This is a genomic window from Kitasatospora terrestris (assembly GCF_039542905.1).
Lineage (GTDB): Bacteria > Actinomycetota > Actinomycetes > Streptomycetales > Streptomycetaceae > Kitasatospora > Kitasatospora terrestris.
This window is the reverse complement of record NZ_BAABIS010000001.1, coordinates 2249189-2267581: the sequence shown is the minus strand read 5'-3', so window position 1 is coordinate 2267581 and position 18393 is coordinate 2249189. Positions and strand designations below refer to the sequence as shown.

Below are 18393 nucleotides of genomic sequence, written 5' to 3'. Positions count from 1 at the left end.
CGAGGATCGCCCCATGACCACCGCGATCCTCGGCCGGCGACCGCGCGTCCACGGCCGGCACCACCTGCTCGGCGCCCACCTGATCGACAGTCTGGGCAGCGGCCTGCTCCTGGCCTTCACCGTCGTCTGGTTCGCCCGCACCACCGACCTGACGCTGACCGCGGTCGGCGCCGCGATCAGCCTCGCCCGGCTGCTCGCCCTGCCCACCGCCGTCCTCACCGGCCCGCTGGTCGACCGGTACGGCGCCCGCCCGGTCGCCGCCTGGGCCAACGCCGGCTCCGCGCTCGCCTACACGGGCTTCCTCGGCGCCCGGCAGCTCTGGCAGATCGTCACCGTGGTGCTGCTCGCCCAGATCGGCACCGCCGCGTACTGGACCGCCTCCACCGGACTGGTCGTGCTCGCCGCCGAGCCCGGGCAGCGCCCCCGCTGGTTCGCCCTGATCGGCTCGCTGCGCAACGCGGGCCTCGCGGTCGGCGGAGCGCTCGGCGCCCTGCTGCTCGCCGTCGGCGGGACGGACGGCCTGCGGCTCACCGTGCTGCTGAACGCGCTCAGCTACGCCGTGGCGGCCGGCCTGCTGCTCGCCTGGCGCCCGGTCGCCACCCCGCCCGCCGCACGGGCCGCCGCCGCGGGCGGCTACCGGACCGTGCTGCGCGACCGCCGCTACCTGCTACTGGTCGCGGTCAACCTGGCATTCGTCTTCGCCTCGCTGGTGCTCGGCCTGCTGCTCGCCGTCTACCTCACCGAGGGCCTGCACCGCCCGGCGTGGCTGGCCGGCTCGCTGCTGGTGTTCAACAGCGCCCAGGTGGTGCTCACCCAGACCACCGTCGCCCGGCTGCTCAGGCGGTACCGGCCGACCCGGGTGGTGGCCGCCGGGTCGCTGCTCAACGTGCTGGCCTTCGCCGGCTTCGCCGCGGTCGCCGCCGCGCCCGGCTGGGCCGTGCTCGCCGGGGTGTTCGCCGCGATGCTGGTCTACAACCTCGCCGAGACGGTGGCCACCCCGTACACCGAGGAGCTCACCGTCCGGCTCGCCGAACCCGGGCTGCGCGGCCGCTACCTCGCCGTCAACCAGCTCGCCTGGACGCTCGGGCAGGCCCTCGCGCCGGGCCTGTTCACCCTGCTGCTCGGCCTGGGACCGGCGTGGCCGTGGGTCTTCCTCGGGGCGCTGGGCCTGGCCGCGGTGCCCGGACTGCTGCTGCTGGAACGCCTCGGCGTGCCTACTGAGGCCGCTTGAGCAGGAACTCCTCGAACTCCACGCCGTAGAAGCGGTCGGTGCGGCCCACCGGTGCCATGCCGAGCCGGCGGCAGACCGCGGCGGACGGCTCGTTGCCCGGCCGGACCACCGCGTGGATCGCCGGGAGGCCGTCCGCGAAGCCCTTGGCCACCACGGCCCGCGCCGCCTCGGTCGCGTAGCCGTGCCCCCACGAGTCCGGGTGCAGGTGCCAGCCGACCTCCACCTCGCCGTCCCCGCCCGGCAGCGGCATCAGCAGCACGGTGCCCGCGACCACGGCGGTCTCCCGGACCTCCACCGCCCACAGGCCGTACCGGGGGTCCGCCGAGCGGTCCCGGAACCGCCCGATCAGGGCGTCCGCCTCCGCCGGCTCCTGCAGCGCCCGCGGCTCGGCGCCGAGCCAGCGGGCCACCTCCCAGCGCGAGTAGATGTCGAACGCCCGCTCCCGCTCCGACGGCTCCCAGAGCCGGACGACCAGTCGCTCGGTCTCGATCACGGTCTTCCCCCAACGCTCGGTACTGGACTGGCGGTCAGCGTACGCCGCGGGCCGGGGCCCGTGCCCGCCGGTTCCGGGCGCGCCGCGGCGGCCGGCCCCCACCCTCCGGAGGGGACCGGCCGCCGCGGGGCCGGGATCAGGAGAACAGCGGGACGCCCGCGCGGACCAGGCGCCAGGTGACGCCGCCGAAGTCGGCCGGGTCGATGACCCCCTCGGCCTTCACCCAGGCGATCATGGTGTTGCGGATCTCGTCCGAGTTCGCCCACACCTTGGTCGCGCTCGCCACGTGCGGGAAGTTGCCGCCGCCGTTGGCCCGGTAGTTGTTGACCGCGAGCACGAACTGCGCGGCCGGGTCGACCGGCTTGCCGCCGTACGACAGGTTGACGATCCGCGAGCCGACCGGCTGGGTCAGGTCGATGTCGTACGAGACGCCGTACACCGCGTCGTAGTTGTAGTCGGGGGTGTTGCCGGCCTGGTTGGTGAGCGTGTCCAGGTTGACCGGGTCGCCCGGGGCCAGCTGGGCGAAGTACTTCGCCGAGTACTCCAGGTAGTCCTTGATCTGGGCACCCGTCAGGATCCGGGCCTCCAGGGTGTTCTCGTAGATGTACAGGCCGGCCGCGTCGCGCAGCTTGACCTCGCCGGCCGGGATGACCGCGGTGCGGTTGAACGGCGCGGCCTGGGCCAGCACCGGCAGGTCGGCGTACTGGCCGCCGGCCAGCGCCGCCTTCACCGTGTCGGCCTGCACCCGGCCGATCAGGTCGATGATCGGGACGTCCTTGAACCGGGCCTCGGCGATCGAGAGTTCGGCCTTGCAGGTGCCGATCACCTGGTTGACGTACGCGACGACCTTCTTGTGCTGGTCGGCGATCAGCTTGACGATCTTCGGGTCCTCCGGGACGGTGTTGGAGTTCAGCACCCGGGAGGTGACCGAGGTGACCGTCCAGTGGCCCTTGGCGAACTCCACCTCGAAGTCGAAGCAGGACAGGCGCTGGGCCCAGCACAGCGGCTCGGAGAGCACCACGTTCTTGCCGGTGGCGGTGTTGGCGACCAGGCGCTGCGCGACCTCCTTGTGGGTGTGGCCGACCAGGACCGCGTCGATGTCCGGCACGGTGGCCGCCATCTCCCCCGAGGCGTCCTCGGGCCAGGGCAGCTGGTCGCCGTAGGAGGAGGGCTCGTCGATGCCGGAGTGCGCCGACACGACGACCACGTCCGCGCCGGCGGCCTTCATCCGCGGCACGTACTTCTTCGCCATCTCCACGATGCCCGGGAAGACCATCTGGCCCTGGACGTTGGCCTTGTCCCAGATCGCGATGCCCGGGTTGGTCAGGCCCAGGATGCCGACCCGCAGCGGCCGGCCGTGGCCGAGGTGCAGCTCCTTGATCACGTACGGCGGGAAGGCCGGCTTCTCGTTCTTGGCGTACAGCGCGTTGGCGCCGAGCAGCGGGAAGTCCAGCTGCTCCTCGAAGGCGCGCACGACCGGGATGCCGTAGTTGAACTCGTGGTTGCCGAGGGCGGCGGCGTCGTAGCCGATGGCGTTCATCGCCGCGGCCATCGGGTGCTTCGGCGGGTTCTTCTCCGCGGTGATCGGCTCGACCCGGGCGAAGTAGTAGGTGAGCTGGGTGCCCTGGATGATGTCGCCGGCGTCGATCAGCAGGGTGCGCTCGCAGCCCTTCTCCTTGCGGATCTGCTGGACCAGGGTGGAGATCTTGGCCAGGCCGACGTCGTTGTGCGCCTTGTCGTCGTACTCGGCGTCGGTGAAGTAGTCCCAGTTGAGGACGCGGCCGTGCAGGTCGGTGGTGCCCATGACGGTGAAGGTCTGCTTGGCCTTCGCCTTGCCGGGCGCGGACTCGGCACCGGCCGCCGAAGCGGGGGCCGCGGCGGCGACCGACGCGCCGCCGGCCAGGGCGGCACCGGCCGCGGTGGCGGCGGAGCGGGTGACGAAGTCACGGCGGTTCAGGGGCATGGACTACTCCAACGTGGGCAGGTGAAGGCGCAGGTGACGCGCGTAGAGAAACGCGCGTAGAAGTCTGCCCGGAAAGGCGCCCCGGGGCCAGCCCCCGGACGTTTCCTGCGGGTGAGATCTTGGCGACGGGTTGCCGTACAGACGTCCGCCGGGGCCGCGTACGATGGTCGGACGTAACGACAACTCACAGGCCGTCGGCGGACGTTGTGTCAGTTTGTTAATGCAATCTTTCGCGAACGTCCATGGGTGGGCTTCGCGGAACGGCGCTGTTACGCACCGGTAATGCCTACGCTCTGAAGGCATGCGCCGAGCAAAAATCGTCTGTACCCTCGGGCCCGCCGCGGACTCGTACGACCAGATCAAGGCACTGGTCGACGCCGGCATGGACATCGCCCGACTCAATCTCAGCCACGGCTCCCACCTGGAGCACGAAGAGCGTTACCACCGGGTCCGCAAGGCCTCCGACGAGACCGGCCGGAGCGTCGGCGTCCTCGTCGACCTCCAAGGCCCGAAGATCCGGCTGTCCACTTTCGCGGACGGGCCGGTACTCCTTGAACGCGGTGACGAGTTCACCATCACCGTCGAGGACGTCCCCGGAGACCGCGAGACCTGCGGCACGACCTACCCCGGCCTCGCCGCCGACGTCTCCAGCGGCGAACGGATCCTGGTCGACGACGGCCGGGTCTGCCTGGAGGTCACCCGCGTCGACGGACCCCGGGTCCACTGCGTCGTCGTCGAAGGGGGCCTGGTCTCCGACCACAAGGGCCTCAACCTCCCCGGCGTCGCCGTCTCGGTGCCCGCGCTCAGCGACAAGGACGTCGCCGACCTGCGCTGGGCCCTGCGGACCGGCGCCGACCTGATCGCGCTGTCCTTCGTGCGCAGCGGCAAGGACGTCGACGAGGTCCTGCGGATCATGGCCGAGGAGGGCCGCCGGATCCCCGTCATCGCCAAGATCGAGAAGCCCCAGGCGGTCGAGAACCTCGACGAGATCGTCGACGCCTTCGACGGCATCATGGTCGCCCGCGGCGACCTCGGCGTCGAACTGCCCCTGGAGCAGGTGCCGATCGTGCAGAAGCGGGCCGTCAAGCTCGCCAAGCGCAACGCCAAGCCGGTCATCGTCGCCACCCAGATGCTCGACTCGATGATCAACACGTCCCGGCCCACCCGCGCCGAGGCCTCCGACGTCGCCAACGCCATCATCGACGGCACCGACGCCGTGATGCTCTCCGGCGAGACCTCGGTCGGCAAGTTCCCGGTCGAGACCGTCAGGACCATGGGCCGGATCATCGAGGCCGCCGAGGAGGACGTCCTCGCGGCCGGACTGCCCGAGCTCACCGAGGCCGGCAAGCCGCGCACCCAGGGCGGCGCCGTCGCCCGCGCCGCCGCCGAGATCGGCGACTTCCTCGGCGCCAAGTACCTGGTCGCCTTCACCCAGAGCGGCGACACCGCCCGTCGGCTCACCCGCTACCGCTCCCCGATCCCGGTGCTCGCCTTCACCTACGAGCCCGCCGTCCGCAGCCAACTCGCCCTCACCTGGGGCGTGGAGACCTTCCTCGGCCCGTTCGTCCCCACCACGGACGAACTGGTCGCGCAGGTCGACGCGGCGCTGATCGGGCTCGGCCGCTGCGAGCGCGGCGACATCGTGGTGATCACCGCGGGCTCCCCGCCCGGCCTGGCCGGCTCCACCAACCTGGTGCGCGTCCACCACGTCGGCGAGCTGGACAACTGACTTGTTGGTGTAGCGAGTTCACCACTGCGCGGCGGGTCCGTCCCGGTCCTGTCACGGGCCGGGACGGACCCGCCGCGCGCGGGTAGTTTCCACCGCAACGGCGCCCCGCACCCCGTCCAGGCGGCGCCCAGGGAGGGAGACACCCGTCATGCGTACCAGCCCCGCAGCCAGACCCGTCGCCGCGCTCGCGGCCACCGTGCTCGTCGCGGCCCTCGCCACCGCCTGCGACGACCTCGGGCAGGACCGGTCCGAGCCCGCCCCCGTCGCCTCCGCCACCGCCTCCGCCGCGGGTACGGCCGGCACGGCCGCCGGCAGGGCGAAGACCGTGCAGCTCGGCAGGACCGTCTACAAGGGCGGCCTGAAGTTCGACGTCGCGACCGCCAGCTACCAGCCCGGCGAGAACGGCGACTTCAAGGTCGTGGTCGACACCACCGTCACCAACACCTTCAAGACCAGCGCCGTCCGCGACTGGCCCGACTTCGCCCTCGACATCGCCGGCACCCCCGTCCGCGGCGACTACGGCACCGCCGTCCCGCCCACCCCCAGCGCCTCCAACCGGCTCCCGCTCACCTTCGCCGGCCACAGCGAGCCCGGACACCCCTTCGCGTTCGACGGCACCTCCCTCGTCCTCGGCGACGCCGCCGAGGCCCAGGCCGTCCTCCCGCTCGGCACCGGCGGACGCGAGGCGGCCGACCTCAAGCCCGTCGACCTCACCCTCCCCGGCACCGGCCTCACCTCCGGGCGCCTCACCCTCACCCTCAAGACCGCCCAGCTCCGCGCCGACTTCGGCGACGGCGCCCCCGGCGGCCTGCAGCGCGGCCAGCGCGCCCTGTTCGTCGTCTACGACATGAAGGGCAACGTCGGACCGGCCGGCATGGCCGTCGCCGGCGAGGTGCTGCGCCTCAAGCTCCCGAACGGCCAGGAGGTCGGCCCCAGCCGCGCCCCGATCGAGGCGATCTACCCCGACCACCCGCTCTACCAGGACCAGGCCGCCTGGTTCGTCTTCAGCGGTGCCGGCGACGGCGACTACACCCTCACCGTCACCGACGCCCCCTCCGCACCCGGCGCCGCCGTCTTCCACGCCACCGGTCTCAAGGCCTCCGGCCCGCTCGGCTGACCGCCGCACCCGCCGCCGACCGTTCAGCCGGCCTGGTTCCCCGTTCCCGAACGGGCCGTGACCAGGCCGGTCTCGTACGCCGCGATCACCGCCTGGGCCCGGTCCCGGACACCCAGCTTGTCGAAGATGCTGGTGATGTAGTTCTTCACCGTCGAGGCGCTGATCCCCAGCGCCTGCGCGATCCCGGCGTTGTCCGCCCCGGTGGCGATCAGCCGCCACACCTCGACCTCCCGGGGCGTCAGCTCACCGGCCTCCACCGAGGACGGCGGCGGGGCGGCCGGCACCCGCACGTACGCCGCGATCAGCCGGGTCAGTAGCCGCGGCGCGACCGCCGCCTCACCCCCGTGCACGGTGCGGATCGCCGCACCCAGCTCCTCCGGCGAGACGTCCTTCGGCAGGAACCCGTACGCACCCGCCCGCAGCGCCGACACCACGTACTCGTCCATGTCGAAGGTGGACAGCGCCAGCACCCGGCAGCCGGGCAGCGCACCGGCCAGCCGCTCCGTCGCGGCGACCCCGTCCAGCACCGGCATCCGGATGTCCATCACCACGACGTCCGGACGCAACCGCTCGGCCAGCAGCACGGCCTGCTCGCCGTCCCCGGCCTCGCCCACCACCTCCAACGACGGGTCGGGCGACAGGATCAGCGACAGACCACGCCGCACCAGCGGCTGGTCGTCCACGATCAGGACCTTGATCGGCGCCGTCTCCGCCGTCATCGCACCCGCTCCCCGCGCTCCACGGCCGCCTCCGCCACCTCGTCCGCCGACAGCGGCAGCTCGGCGAGCACCGCCCAACCGCCGCCCGGCCGCGGACCGGTCCGCAGCGTGCCGCCGTGCAGCGCCACCCGCTCCCGCATCCCGACCAGCCCGTACCCGGACCCGCCGCCGTGGCCGCCCCCGGACCCGGCCGCGAGCCTCTCGCGGCCCGGAGAGCCGTCACGACCCCGCCCGCCGTCGTCCCGCACCTCGACCGTGACCCGGTCCGGCTCGTGGACCAGCCGGACCAGCCCCCGGGCCGGCCCCGCGTACCGGCGCGCATTGGTCAGCGACTCCTGGACGATCCGGAACACCGTCAGCCCGACCGTGGGCGGCAGCGGCCGCGCCCGGCCCTCGACCACCAGCTCCGTCGGCAGACCGGCCGCGCACGCCTCGGCCACCAGCCGGTCCAGGTCGTCCACCCCCGGCTGCGGCGTCGGCGGCGCGGAATCCGGCTCGTCACCCGCCCGCAGGACGTCCAGCAGCTGCCGCATCTCGCGCAGCGCCATCCGCCCCGACGACTCCAGGGTCACCAGGGCGTCCCGGACCAGCTCCGGATTCCCGACGTTGGCCCGGGCACCGCCCGCCATCAACTGCATGCTCGTGATGTGGTGCGCCACGATGTCGTGCAACTCCCGGGCGATCCGCCGCCGTTCGTCCGCCACCGCACGGTCCGCCAGCAGCCTGCGGTTGGCCGCCACCTGGCGCTGCCAGCGCGACGCCGCGAACCCCGCGCCCGCCACCATCAGCACCGTCAACGGCGTCGCCACCGCCGCCTGCCACTCCGGCAGCCGCAGATGGCTCTGCGCCAGCCCCGTCACCACCGTCGTCGCCACCCCCGCCGCCACCGTCACCGGGACGGCGCAGCTCCACGCCACCGTGAACAGCGCCACCGCCAGGACCGCGCCGAAATGGCTGGTCGGCGGGGCGGCCAGGTCGGCCACCGCCTCCAGCGCCACCACGGCCCCCAGCACCGCCACCGGGTACCGGCGGCGGACCAGCAGCGGCAGCGCCGACAGCACCACCGCCACGAAGCCGGTCAGACCCGGCGCCTCGTGCCGTTCGACACCGCTGAAGAGCAGGTAAGTGAGCAGATCGAGCAGCCCGGCGCCGACCGCCACCGACGCGTCGGCCTGCGTCCACGGCGAGCCGTCGGCCGCCGTGCCGGAAGCCGCCGCCGGACCCGCCGTGCCGCCGGGGGCCGCCGCCCCGGCACCGGGGCGCTGACGCCCGCCCATGTTCCGCTCCTCCTCGTACCCGCGGCCGATCAGCCACGATGTCCGATTCTGGCACCCGCCCGCACCCGCGGGCATGCTCCCCCCGGCCGGCCCCGGGAGGTGGGACCAGGACCACGCTCCCGGTCCCCGGACCGCACCGGGGAGCCCGGCCCCCCGCACGGATCGTCCGCGGCCAGGACGCCCCGGCCCCACCCCGGGTGATGGTCTGGAGACCGGCCGCGAACCGCCGGCCGACCCCGCCACCAGCCATCAGCAGGAGGACGACGTGATCCGCGCACTGACCGGATTCGCCACCAGACACGCGTGGAAGGTCATCGCCCTCTGGGCCGTCGTCGGCATCGGACTCGGCATCCTCGGCCCGATGCTGCTCGGCCGCGTCACCCAGGCCCAGTCCGCCGACTTCCTGCCCAGCGGCTACGACTCCGCCGCCGCCCTGCGCATCGCCGAGGAACAGTTCGGCGTGAAGCCCGACGCCACCACCGCCACGATGCTCGTGGCCCGCGCCGACGGCACCCCCCTCACCGCCGCCGACCAGCAGCGGATCGAGCGCGCGGCAGCGGAACTCGGCCGGCACCGGGTGACCATGCCCCGCAAGGAGGACGAGCCCGCCTTCCTCGTCCCCGACCACTCCCAGACCCCCCGCGTCGCCCCCGCGATGCTCGCCCCCGACCGCAGCTTCGAACTGTTCGCCGTCGAGTTCACCGGCAACGCCGCCGAACCGGGCGTCCAGGACGTGTACCGGACCTTCCGCGACACCGCCCGCACCCAGTACACCGACGCCGGCATGCGCACCGGATTCACCGGCGGACTCGCCGCCGTCGCGGACACCGAGGACGCCAACCGCACCGCCGCCACCGTCGGCGGAGCCCTCGTCGTCGGCCTCATCGTCCTGCTCAACGTGCTGGTGTTCCGCAGCGTCCTGGCCGCCCTCGTCCCGCTCCTCGCCGTCACCATGATCAGCGGGGCCGCCACCGGCGCCGTCGCCGGCGCCGCCGCCCTCACCGGCCTCACCCTCGACTCGGGCACCCCCGGACTGATCTCCGTCGTCCTCCTCGGCATCGGCATCGACTACCTGCTGTTCCTGCTCTTCCGCTTCCGCGAGCACCTCCGCAACCGGCCCGACCAGCCCGCCCGCGAAGCCGCCGCCCAGGTGTCCGCCCGGGTCGGCACCGCCATCACCTCCGCCGCGCTCACCATCGTCGCCGCCTTCGCCACCCTCGGCACCGCCACCTTCGGCCAGTTCCGCTCCCTCGGACCCGCCATCGCCGTCGCCGTCCTCGTCATGCTCCTCGGCAGCCTCACCCTCATGCCCGCCCTGCTCGCCGCCTGCGGCCGCAAGCTCTACTGGCCCTCCCGCAGCCTCCGCCGACAGCCCCGCGAACGGACCGCCACCCGCTACGGCACCCTCCTCGCCCGACGGCCGCTGCCCCTGCTGCTCGCCGCCGTCGCCGTCCTCGCCGCACTCTCCGCCGGAACCCTCGGCATCCGCATGGACTACGGCCTCGGAGACCAGACCGACACCCCCGCCGCCGCCACCGCCACCGAGATCTCCCGAGCCCTCCCCGCCGGCGTCTCCGATCCCACCACCGTCTACCTCACCGCCGACGACGGCACCCCGCTCACCACCGCCCGGCTCGACGGCCTCACCCGGGCCCTCGGCGCCGTCGACGGCATCGGCCGCATCGCCCCCGCCGTCCTCAACGACACCCGCCACGCCGCCCGCATCGACCTCTACCTCACCGCCGACCCGCAGAGCCAGGACGCCCGCGACCTCGCCGCCGGCCCCGTCCGCGCCGCCGTCGCCGCCCACACACCCCCCGGCACCACCGCCCACGTCGGCGGCACCGCGGCCACCTTCGCCGACATCTCCACCGCCGTCGACCACGACCTCCGGATCGTCTTCCCGGTCGCCGCCGCCCTGATCGGACTGATCCTGCTCCTCCTGCTGCGCAGCCTGCTCGCCCCGGTGGTCCTGATGCTCTCCGTCGGCCTCGGCTTCGCCGCCACCCTCGGCGCCGCCACCCTCCTCTTCCAGCACCTCCTGGACGGACCCGGCGTCAGCTTCACCCTGCCGCTGGTCCTCTTCCTGTTCGTCGTCGCCCTCGGCACCGACTACAACATCCTCGTCACCGACCGGATCCGCGAAGAGATGCGACACCCCGGACCGCCCCGCGAGGCCGTCGCCCGCGCCGTCCGCCACAGCGCCCCCGCCGTCGCCACCGCCGGCCTCGTCCTCGCCGGCTCCTTCGCCACCCTCGCCACCACCCCCGGCACCGAACAGGTCGCCTTCGCCCTCACCCTCGGCATCCTGCTCTCCGCGCTCGTCCTCTCCCTCGTCCTCGTCCCCGCCCTCGCCGCCCTCCTCGGTCGCACCCTCTGGTGGCCCCTGCGCCCGACCCGGCGCAGCCCTGCGCCCGAGCCCGCGCCGGACCGCTCAGCCCTTCGGGCCGACGCGCGCGTCCAGTAGCGCCACCGAGGCCCGGCGGGCGATCGACACGTCCACCGCCCCGGACGCCCGCCGGGCCGTCCGCCACTCCACGCCGACGGCGTCGAGGGTGTCGGTGAACAGCCGCACGATGTCCGGGGAGGTGTTGGTGAAGAAGTACCGCGGGTACTCGTGCCGCCGGACCTCCCCACCCACCGTCCGCGTCGCCCGGTTGGTGATCCGGCACCCGTCCGAGTGGATCAGCCCGCGCAGCAACTCCCACGGATGACGGACCACCAGCTCCCGCTGCCAGGGCTCCAGGACGATCGGGCGCTCGTGCTTCTTCCCCGGCCCGTGCTGGGGGAGGAGGCACGGCCAGTGCTTGCTGCGGCTCACCACGTGGGTGCAGCCGGGCGCGCGGACCCGGTGGGTCGCGTTGTGGGGCATGACCGACCGGACGGTGCGCTCGCACGTGTCGATCAGCCCCGGCCACACGTTGCCGCAGGCGATGCGAAGGGCGTACACCCCGCGGCGCTCGGGGCTGATGCAGCCGTCGCCGAGGTAGAGGCCGAGGAGGTAGGTGTAGGCGCCGGACGGGACGGTGGGGCCGAGGCGCCCGGAGGGGGCGGGGCACTCCGCCGTCATTCGGGGGCTCGGATCGATCCGGGTGGTCCAGGCGCGGATCGCCGAGCGGGAGATCCCGGTGGAGCGGCTGACCTGGCTCAGCGACAGACCGGTGGTGTGGAGCGCCAGAGCCCGCTCGCGGGTCGCCATGTCGTACATGGTCGTGATGGTCCGTGGGCCGCGGCATTCTCGCGGAGGCCGGGCGTGGATGCCACCTGAAGTGGTGAAGATCGCCAACTCTCTGGCGTCCTGGGATTTGAAGGTAAGTGCCCCGAGTGGGATTCGAACCCACACTGAATGGTGTTTGAGACCATCGCCTCTGCCCTTGGGCTACCGGAGCTCCCAGCGAATCCAAGGTCACCCTTGGTGTGCTGTGTCTCAAACATACCGTGTCTAGGTAGGCTCATGCATGCAGTACCCCCGCCGGAACGAGGAGCCCCGTGAGTACCGCCGACGAGCAGCCCGAGCCGCTTGAGACCGAGTCGCCCCAGATCACCCGAATTGTGATCGCCGAGGACGAGGCGCTGATCCGTCTCGACCTGAAGGAGATGCTGGAGGAGGAGGGGTACACCGTCGTCGGTGAGGCCGGGGACGGGGAGACGGCGGTGAAGCTGGTCGAGGAGCTGCGGCCGGACCTGGCGATCCTCGATGTGAAGATGCCGGTGCTGGACGGTCTGTCGGCGGCGGAGCGGATCCACGAGCAGCACCTGGCGCCGGTGCTGATGCTGACGGCGTTCTCGCAGCGCGAGCTGGTGGACCGGGCCCGGGACGCGGGTGCGATGGCGTACATCGTGAAGCCGTTCTCGAAGAGCGACCTGGTGCCGGCGATCGAGATGGCGGTGTCGCGGTACACCGAGATGCGGACGCTGGAGCAGGAGATCGCGGATCTCTCGCAGCGGCTGGAGACCCGCAAGCTGGTGGACCGGGCGAAGAGCGTGCTGCAGACGAAGTTCGGGCTGACCGAGCCGGCGGCCTTCCGGTGGATCCAGAAGACGTCGATGGACCGTCGGATGACGATGGCGGCGGTGGCGGAGGCCGTGATCGAGGAGGGTGCGGCCCAGGACCGGAAGAAGGCCGAGTCCGAGGGCTGACCGGGGCTGACCGGGGTCGAGCGGGGGGAGCGCCCCGTCGTGCGAGCGCGCACGGCGGGGCGTTCGCGTGTCCGGACGGATTGGTGTGAGACCTCGGGGCGGGGTCGGAGCGTCTGGTACGGGTGAGGGCAACGACGGCGAGGACGAGGGATCCCGGCATGGGGCTTGAAGAGGATCTGGGCAGGCTCCTGGGGCAGAGCGTCGAGGACGTGGTGCCGCCGGTGGGGGACCTGGTGGCGGAGGGGATGCGGCTGGGGCGCCGTCGCCGGCGGTTGCGGAGGGGGTTGCAGGCGGCGGGTGCCGCGCTGGCGGTGGCCGGTGCGGTGGCCGCGGGGTCGCTGCTGGTGCCGGGCTTCGTGGGTTCGGAGCCGGTGCGGGCGGCGGGTGCGGCGGTGGGCCCCACGGGGGTGGGCCCGTCGCCGGCACGGCAGTCACCGTCCCAGCAGGCGCAGTCGTCCGCCCAGCCGGAGGTGTCGCCGACGCCGAGCGGTCCGCTGGTGGACATGACGTGGCAGGCGATGCTGAAGATCTTCGCGGACCAGTTGCCGCCGGGCGGGCGGCTGTTGAACCTGGATCCGTTCGCGGTGAAGTTCAACAACGTGGGGATGTCGCACTACATCGAGCTGCAGTACGACGACGGCGCGGGTCCGGCGACGGTGATGGTGACGCTCGGCCGGAGCGTGCGGATCCCGGGCGGCGGGTTCTCCTGTGCGACGTGGACCGGCAGCTCGGACGAGGGGCCGCGGCGGGCCGGGTCGGAGAAGCCGATGTGCCGGGAGACGACCCTGCCGGACGGCGCGGTGATGACGAGTTACATCACCGGGACGGACGTGGTGGGCCTGTACGACCAGGGCGTGAAGGTCGAGCGGTCGAACGGCGACTTCGTGCAGATCGTGGCGGCGAACGCGACGCTGGACCAGTACGCGGGGCAGTCGGGTCCGCCGATCACGGTGACCCGGGACCGGCCGCCGCTGGGGCTGTCGGGCTGGGAGGCGATCGCCCGCAGTGCGCTGTGGCAGCAGCAGGTGCCGCTGTCGACGGCGGTGGCGGGGGTGGAGTTCGCGAAGTCGGTGGGGCGGTTCCCGTGTCCGGAGGACGTGAAGGCGGCGGACTGCGTCATCGACTGACGCGGGGGGCAGCGGGGGACGGAGCGGGAGAGCCCCGCCGGTCCGGGGGGATCGGCGGGGCTCTCGCGTGTCACTGCGGGGGTGTCAGTCCTCGCCGAGGTAGGACTTGCGGACGGATTCGTCGCGCAGCAGGTCCGCACCGGTGCCGTTGAGCACGATGTGGCCGGTCTGCATGACGTAGCCCTGGTCGGAGAGCGAGAGCGCGGCCTGCGCGTTCTGCTCGACGAGCAGGATGGTCATGCCGGAGGCCTTGAGCTCGACGATGGTCGCCATGATCTTCTGCATCATCAGCGGAGACAGGCCCATGGAGGGCTCGTCCAGCATGAGCAGCTTGGGCTTGGACATCAGGGCGCGGCCCATGGCGAGCATCTGCTGCTCGCCGCCGGACAGGGTGCCGGCGGCCTGCTTGCGGCGTTCGCCGAGGATGGGGAAGAGCGTGTAGGCGCGCTCGACGTCCTCGGCGATGCCGGCGGTGTCCTTGCGGAGGAAGGCGCCGAGGAGGAGGTTCTCCTCGATGGTCATCCGCGGGAAGATGTGCCGGCCCTCGGGGGAGTGGGCGAGGCCGAGCGACACGATCTTGTGGGCGGGGACCGTGTTGAGCGGTTCGCCGTCGAAGGTGACGCTGCCGGCGGTGGGCTTCAGCAGGCCGGAGAGGGTGCGCAGGGTGGTGGTCTTGCCGGCGCCGTTGGTGCCGATCAGGGTGGTGACCTCGCCCTGGTTGACCTTGAAGCTGATGCCCTTGACGGCCTCGATCTTGCCGTAGGAGACGCGGAGGTCGTCGACCTCGAGCAGAGCGGTCACTGGTCGTCCTCCGTGCCTGCGGTGGTTCCTTCGAGCGGGGCGCCGAGGTAGGCGGTGATGACCCGCTCGTCGTTCTGGACGGTCTCCTTGTCGCCCTCGACGATCTTCTGGCCCTGGACCAGGACGGCGGTGCGGTCGCACAGGTTGAAGATGAACTTCATGTCGTGCTCGATGACCAGGATCGCGATGCCCTTGTCGCGGATCGCGAAGACCAGCTCCTCGGCGGCGTTGGTCTCCTGGGGGTTCATGCCGGCGGTGGGCTCGTCGAGGAGGAGCAGGCCGGGCTCGCTGGCGAGCGCGCGGGCGATCTCCAGCTTGCGCTGCTCGCCGTAGGGGAGGTTGCGTGAGAGGTGCTCGGCCTTGTGGGCGAGGCCGCAGAACTCGAGGAGTTCCATGGCCTTCTCGCGGCTCTCGGCCTCGGCGCGCTTGTAGCCGGGGCCGCGCAGGATGGCCGAGAAGAGGCCTTCCTTGGTGCGGGTGTGCCGGCCGACCAGGACGTTCTCCAGGACGGTCATGTTGGCGAACAGCCGGATGTTCTGGAAGGTGCGGGCGATGCCGGCCTCGGTGACCAGGTTCGGCTTGGGCGGCAGGACCGTGCCCTTGTACTTCACCGTGCCCTCGGTGGGGACGTACAGGCCGGTGAGGCAGTTGAAGAAGGTGGTCTTGCCGGCGCCGTTGGGGCCGATCAGGCCGACGATCTCGCCCTCGCGGACGGTCAGGTCGACGTTGTTGACCGCGGTGAGGCCGCCGAAGCGCATCACGACGCCGGAGGCCTCCAGGACCGGCGCGCCGGTCGTGGTGGTGGGGGCGGTGTCGGTGGTCATCTGGGTGTTCACGCCCCTGCCTTGGTGAGTGCGTCGGCCGGCGCGGACTGGGCGGGGATGTCCGCCTCGTGGAACTCCAGCTTCTGCCGCCGGTTGGCGATGATGCCCTCCGGGCGGAAGCGCATCAGCAGGATCAGCGCGATGCCGAAGGCGAGCAGCTGGTAGTCCTGCAGGAACTGGAGCTTGGCCGGGATCAGGAAGAGCAGCGCGGTGCCGACGAGCGGGCCGCTGACGGTGCCCATGCCGCCGAGGATGACCGCGGCGAGCAGGAAGGCGGAGTTCGGCGGGACGGCGCCGGCGAACAGGTACTGGTCGGGCGAGACGGCGCTGGCCACGTGGGCCTGGACGGCGCCGGCCAGGCCGGCCAGGGTGGCGCCGAGCGCGAAGGCGATCAGCTTGACCTTGAAGCCGTTGATGCCCATGGCCTCGGCGGCGGTCTCGTCCTCGCGGATGGCGACCCAGGCGCGGCCGATCCGGGAGTCGGCGACCCGGGTGAAGACGGTGACGACGATCGCGGTGACGATCAGCATCAGCAGCAGGTAGTTGCCGAACTTGCCGAGCTGGAAGCCCAGGATGTCGTGCGGCTGGCCGAAGTCGAAGCCGAACAGCGAGACGTCCGGGATGGCGGCGACGCCGTTGGGGCCGTTGGTGAGGCTCGGGCCGGAGGTGCCGTCGAGGTTGTTCATCGAGATCCGGAAGATCTCACCGAAGCCGAGGGTGACGATGGCGAGGTAGTCGCCGCGCAGTCGGAGGGTCGGCGCGCCGATGACCACGCCGAAGACCAGGGCCGCGGCGGCACCGATCAGGACGGCGACGGGGAAGGGGAGGTGCAGGCCGCGGAAGACCGAGAACTGCGAGCCGGAGACCAGCGCGGCCGCGTAGGCGCCGACGCCGAGGAAGGCGACGTAGCCGAGGTCGAGCAGGCCGGCCAGGCCGACCACGATGTTCAGGCCGAGGGCGACGGTCGCGAAGATCAGGATGTTGACGCCGATCAGCGTGTAGACGTCGCTGCTCTGGGTGAACGGGAAGGCGGCCGCGGCGGCGAAGGCCGCGCCGGTGGTGACGGTGCGGTGCTTGCTGGTCAGGTCGCGCAGGCGCAGCAGCAGCCCGGAGGCGTTGAGCGCGGCGGTGGTGAAGGCGACCAGCAGCAGGTAGCCGATGAAGAGTTCGCCGTCCTCGGCGGAGATGCCGAAGGTGGCGGCGACCAGGCCGACCGCGAAGACCGCGATGATCAGCAGGATCTCGAGCCAGGAGGCCAGCGGGGCCGGCGCGGCGAGCGGGCGCTCGATCCGGCCGATGCGCAGCCACTGGTCGGCGAGCTTCAGGCCCGCGACGAGCAGGATCACCGCGGGCAGGGCGACGAAGAACCAGGTGTTGGTGGTGAAGATCTCCTCGATGCCGTCGGGGATGACGGTCAGCGCGAAGCCCTGGTCCAGGCCGATCCGGAAGACCACGGAGGCGGCCGCGATCGCGAACCACCACCAGGCCAGCGGCGGGTGCTTGACGTTGGTGCGGCGGTCGAGCGGCAGGCCGAGGGCGCCGAGGACGGCGATCAGCGAGCCGGCCGCGGCGACGAAGCCGCCGGGCTCCAGGTTGGCGAGGCCGCCGAGCTGGACGGAGATGGCGATCACCGAGTACCAGCAGACGGCGAGGGTGCCGGTGGCGGCGAACAGGATGCCGTTCTTGGAACCGGAGGGGCTCATCCAGCGGAAGCCGGGGGCGCCGTGGGCGGCGAGCGCCAGCAGGGCGGTGAGGGCGCCGCCGACCAGGGCGAGCCACTGCAGGCCGGCCGGGGAGCCGTAGTAGGTGAGGTCGCCGGGGAACTCGTCCGTCCAGGTCCAGGACATCATCGCGGAGGCGGCGGCGATGACGCCGCCGGCGATGGTGACGGCCTTGGCGACGCCCTCCGGGAGGGGGAGGACGGGCGTGGTCTCGTGGGTGGTGGTGGTCATCTGCCTCACGCCCGGTCTGCGACGCGCTCGCCCAGCAGGCCCTGGGGCCTGACGAGCAGAACGACGATGAGAAGGACGAACGCCCACACGTTGGCCCAGGCGGCGCCGCCGAGCTGGTGCATGCCGGGGACGTTCTGGATGTACGCGGTGGCGACGGCCTCGGCGACGCCGAGGACCAGCCCGCCGAGCATCGCGCCGTAGATGTTGCCGATGCCGCCGAGGACGGCCGCGGTGAAGGCCTTCATGCCGGCCATGAAGCCCATCATGAAGTCGACCTGGCCGTAGCGGAGGCCGTGCGCGACGGCCGCGACGGCCGCGAAGGCGGCGCCGAGGGCGAAGGCGATCACGATGATGCGGTCGGTGTTGATGCCCATCAGCTTGGCGGTGTCCGGGTCCTGCGCGGTGGCCTGCATGGCGCGGCCGGTGCGGGTGAGGCGGACGAAGCTGGCCAGGATGATCATGCAGAGCGGCGCGGCGATCAGCAGGAAGAGGTCGTTGCGCTGCAGGTGGAAGGCGCCGAACTCGATCGGGCCGCCGGCGAACTGCGGGAAGGTGAGCGCCTTCTTGGCGTTCGGGTAGAAGGCCCAGACCAACTGCTGGAGGGCCAGCGAGAGGCCGATCGCGGTGATCAGCGGGGCCAGTCGGGGGGCGCTGCGCAGCGGGCGGTACGCGAAGCGCTCGGCGCCGGTGGCCACCAGGACGGAGGCGATCACGCCACCGATGATCATGATGGGGAGGGCCACCCAGAGCGAGGTGCCCGAGGGCAGTGCCATGTAGGCGGTCAGCGCGCCGAAGCCGCCGATCATGAAGATCTCGCCATGGGCGAAGTTGATGAGCTGGACGATGCCGTAGACCATCGTGTAGCCGACGGCGATCAGGCCGTACATCAGCCCGAGCATCAGGCCGTTGGCCAGGTTTTGCGGCAGTTCGTGCACCGCAGCCTCCGTGTTGGGGGGTATGGGAAAGGCGGGGGGCGCTCTTGGCGCCCCCCGCCCGGACTAGCGCTTGGTGTCCGTCAGA

15 protein-coding genes and 1 tRNA gene are annotated in these 18393 nt (G+C 72.3%); 6 read left to right on the top strand and 10 right to left on the bottom strand.

Features of this window, described 5'->3' with window-relative positions; genetic code table 11:
- The first annotated feature begins 13 nt into the window (after positions 1–13).
- Positions 14–1231 (top strand): MFS transporter, encoded by a 1218-nt coding sequence (locus ABEB06_RS10440; RefSeq protein WP_345696543.1) that lies wholly within the window; start codon positions 14–16, stop codon positions 1229–1231.
- On the opposite strand, the gene ABEB06_RS10435 is transcribed toward ABEB06_RS10440, so the two are convergent.
- Both ABEB06_RS10435 and ABEB06_RS10430 read right to left on the bottom strand, forming a co-directional pair.
- Positions 1215–1724 carry a GNAT family N-acetyltransferase gene (locus tag ABEB06_RS10435; protein WP_345696542.1) on the bottom strand — a complete coding sequence of 170 codons (510 nt, stop codon included), beginning with the start codon at positions 1722–1724 and terminating at the stop codon, positions 1215–1217. The two genes, ABEB06_RS10440 and ABEB06_RS10435, sit on opposite strands and share 17 nt — an antisense overlap.
- 136 nt (positions 1725–1860) lie before the next feature.
- Positions 1861–3687: a bifunctional metallophosphatase/5'-nucleotidase gene (locus ABEB06_RS10430; protein ID WP_345696541.1), complete on the bottom strand. Its 1827-nt coding sequence runs from the start codon at positions 3685–3687 to the stop codon at positions 1861–1863.
- Between the two features lie 301 nt (positions 3688–3988).
- Between ABEB06_RS10430 and pyk the strand changes: the two genes are divergently transcribed.
- Together pyk and ABEB06_RS10420 are read left to right on the top strand one after the other, a co-directional pair.
- Entirely contained in the window at positions 3989–5416 is a 1428-nt protein-coding gene (pyk, locus tag ABEB06_RS10425; RefSeq protein WP_345696540.1) for a pyruvate kinase, read from the top strand.
- Positions 5417–5564: 148 nt separating this feature from the next.
- Complete coding sequence (locus ABEB06_RS10420) at positions 5565–6533, top strand: hypothetical protein (protein WP_345696539.1); 969 nt, start codon at positions 5565–5567, stop codon at positions 6531–6533.
- 23 nt (positions 6534–6556) lie between these two features.
- Here ABEB06_RS10420 and ABEB06_RS10415 read toward each other — a convergent pair whose 3' ends face one another.
- Positions 6557–7252, bottom strand: a complete 696-nt coding sequence (locus ABEB06_RS10415; protein ID WP_345696538.1) for a response regulator — start codon at positions 7250–7252, stop codon at positions 6557–6559.
- On the bottom strand, positions 7249–8529 hold the full coding sequence (locus tag ABEB06_RS10410; RefSeq protein ID WP_345696537.1) for a sensor histidine kinase: 1281 nt from the start codon (positions 8527–8529) through the stop codon (positions 7249–7251). Before ABEB06_RS10410 ends, ABEB06_RS10415 begins: the two co-directional genes overlap by 4 nt.
- A 265-nt stretch (positions 8530–8794) precedes the next feature.
- On the opposite strand from ABEB06_RS10410, the gene ABEB06_RS10405 reads away from it, so the two are divergent.
- On the top strand, positions 8795–10996 hold the full coding sequence (locus ABEB06_RS10405) for an MMPL family transporter (protein WP_345696536.1): 2202 nt from the start codon (positions 8795–8797) through the stop codon (positions 10994–10996).
- Here ABEB06_RS10405 and ABEB06_RS10400 read toward each other — a convergent pair.
- Together ABEB06_RS10400 and ABEB06_RS10395 are read right to left on the bottom strand one after the other, a co-directional pair.
- Positions 10964–11737, bottom strand: a complete 774-nt coding sequence (locus ABEB06_RS10400) for a transcriptional regulator (RefSeq protein ID WP_345696535.1) — start codon at positions 11735–11737, stop codon at positions 10964–10966. The genes ABEB06_RS10405 and ABEB06_RS10400 overlap by 33 nt on opposite strands.
- Before the next feature lie 108 nt (positions 11738–11845).
- Positions 11846–11918: transfer RNA gene (locus ABEB06_RS10395), tRNA-Leu, on the bottom strand.
- A gap of 100 nt (positions 11919–12018) precedes the next feature.
- On the opposite strand from ABEB06_RS10395, the gene ABEB06_RS10390 reads away from it, so the two are divergent.
- Positions 12019–12669, top strand: coding sequence for an ANTAR domain-containing response regulator (locus ABEB06_RS10390; protein WP_345696534.1), 651 nt, complete (start codon positions 12019–12021; stop codon positions 12667–12669).
- Between the two features lie 158 nt (positions 12670–12827).
- Complete coding sequence (locus ABEB06_RS10385) at positions 12828–13796, top strand: hypothetical protein (RefSeq protein WP_345696533.1); 969 nt, start codon at positions 12828–12830, stop codon at positions 13794–13796.
- A gap of 84 nt (positions 13797–13880) precedes the next feature.
- Here ABEB06_RS10385 and ABEB06_RS10380 read toward each other — a convergent pair whose 3' ends face one another.
- Genes ABEB06_RS10380 through ABEB06_RS10365 form a run of 4 tightly spaced genes read right to left on the bottom strand, consistent with a single transcriptional unit; the run spans position 13881 to position 18308 of the window.
- On the bottom strand, positions 13881–14597 hold the full coding sequence (locus tag ABEB06_RS10380; protein WP_345696532.1) for an ABC transporter ATP-binding protein: 717 nt from the start codon (positions 14595–14597) through the stop codon (positions 13881–13883).
- Entirely contained in the window at positions 14594–15421 is an 828-nt protein-coding gene (locus ABEB06_RS10375) for an ABC transporter ATP-binding protein (protein WP_345701801.1), read from the bottom strand. The genes ABEB06_RS10380 and ABEB06_RS10375 overlap by 4 nt, the downstream gene beginning before the upstream one ends.
- Before the next feature lie 8 nt (positions 15422–15429).
- Complete coding sequence (locus ABEB06_RS10370) at positions 15430–17373, bottom strand: branched-chain amino acid ABC transporter permease (protein ID WP_345696531.1); 1944 nt, start codon at positions 17371–17373, stop codon at positions 15430–15432.
- A gap of 5 nt (positions 17374–17378) precedes the next feature.
- On the bottom strand, positions 17379–18308 hold the full coding sequence (locus tag ABEB06_RS10365; protein ID WP_345696530.1) for a branched-chain amino acid ABC transporter permease: 930 nt from the start codon (positions 18306–18308) through the stop codon (positions 17379–17381).
- Positions 18309–18393 lie beyond the last annotated feature (85 nt).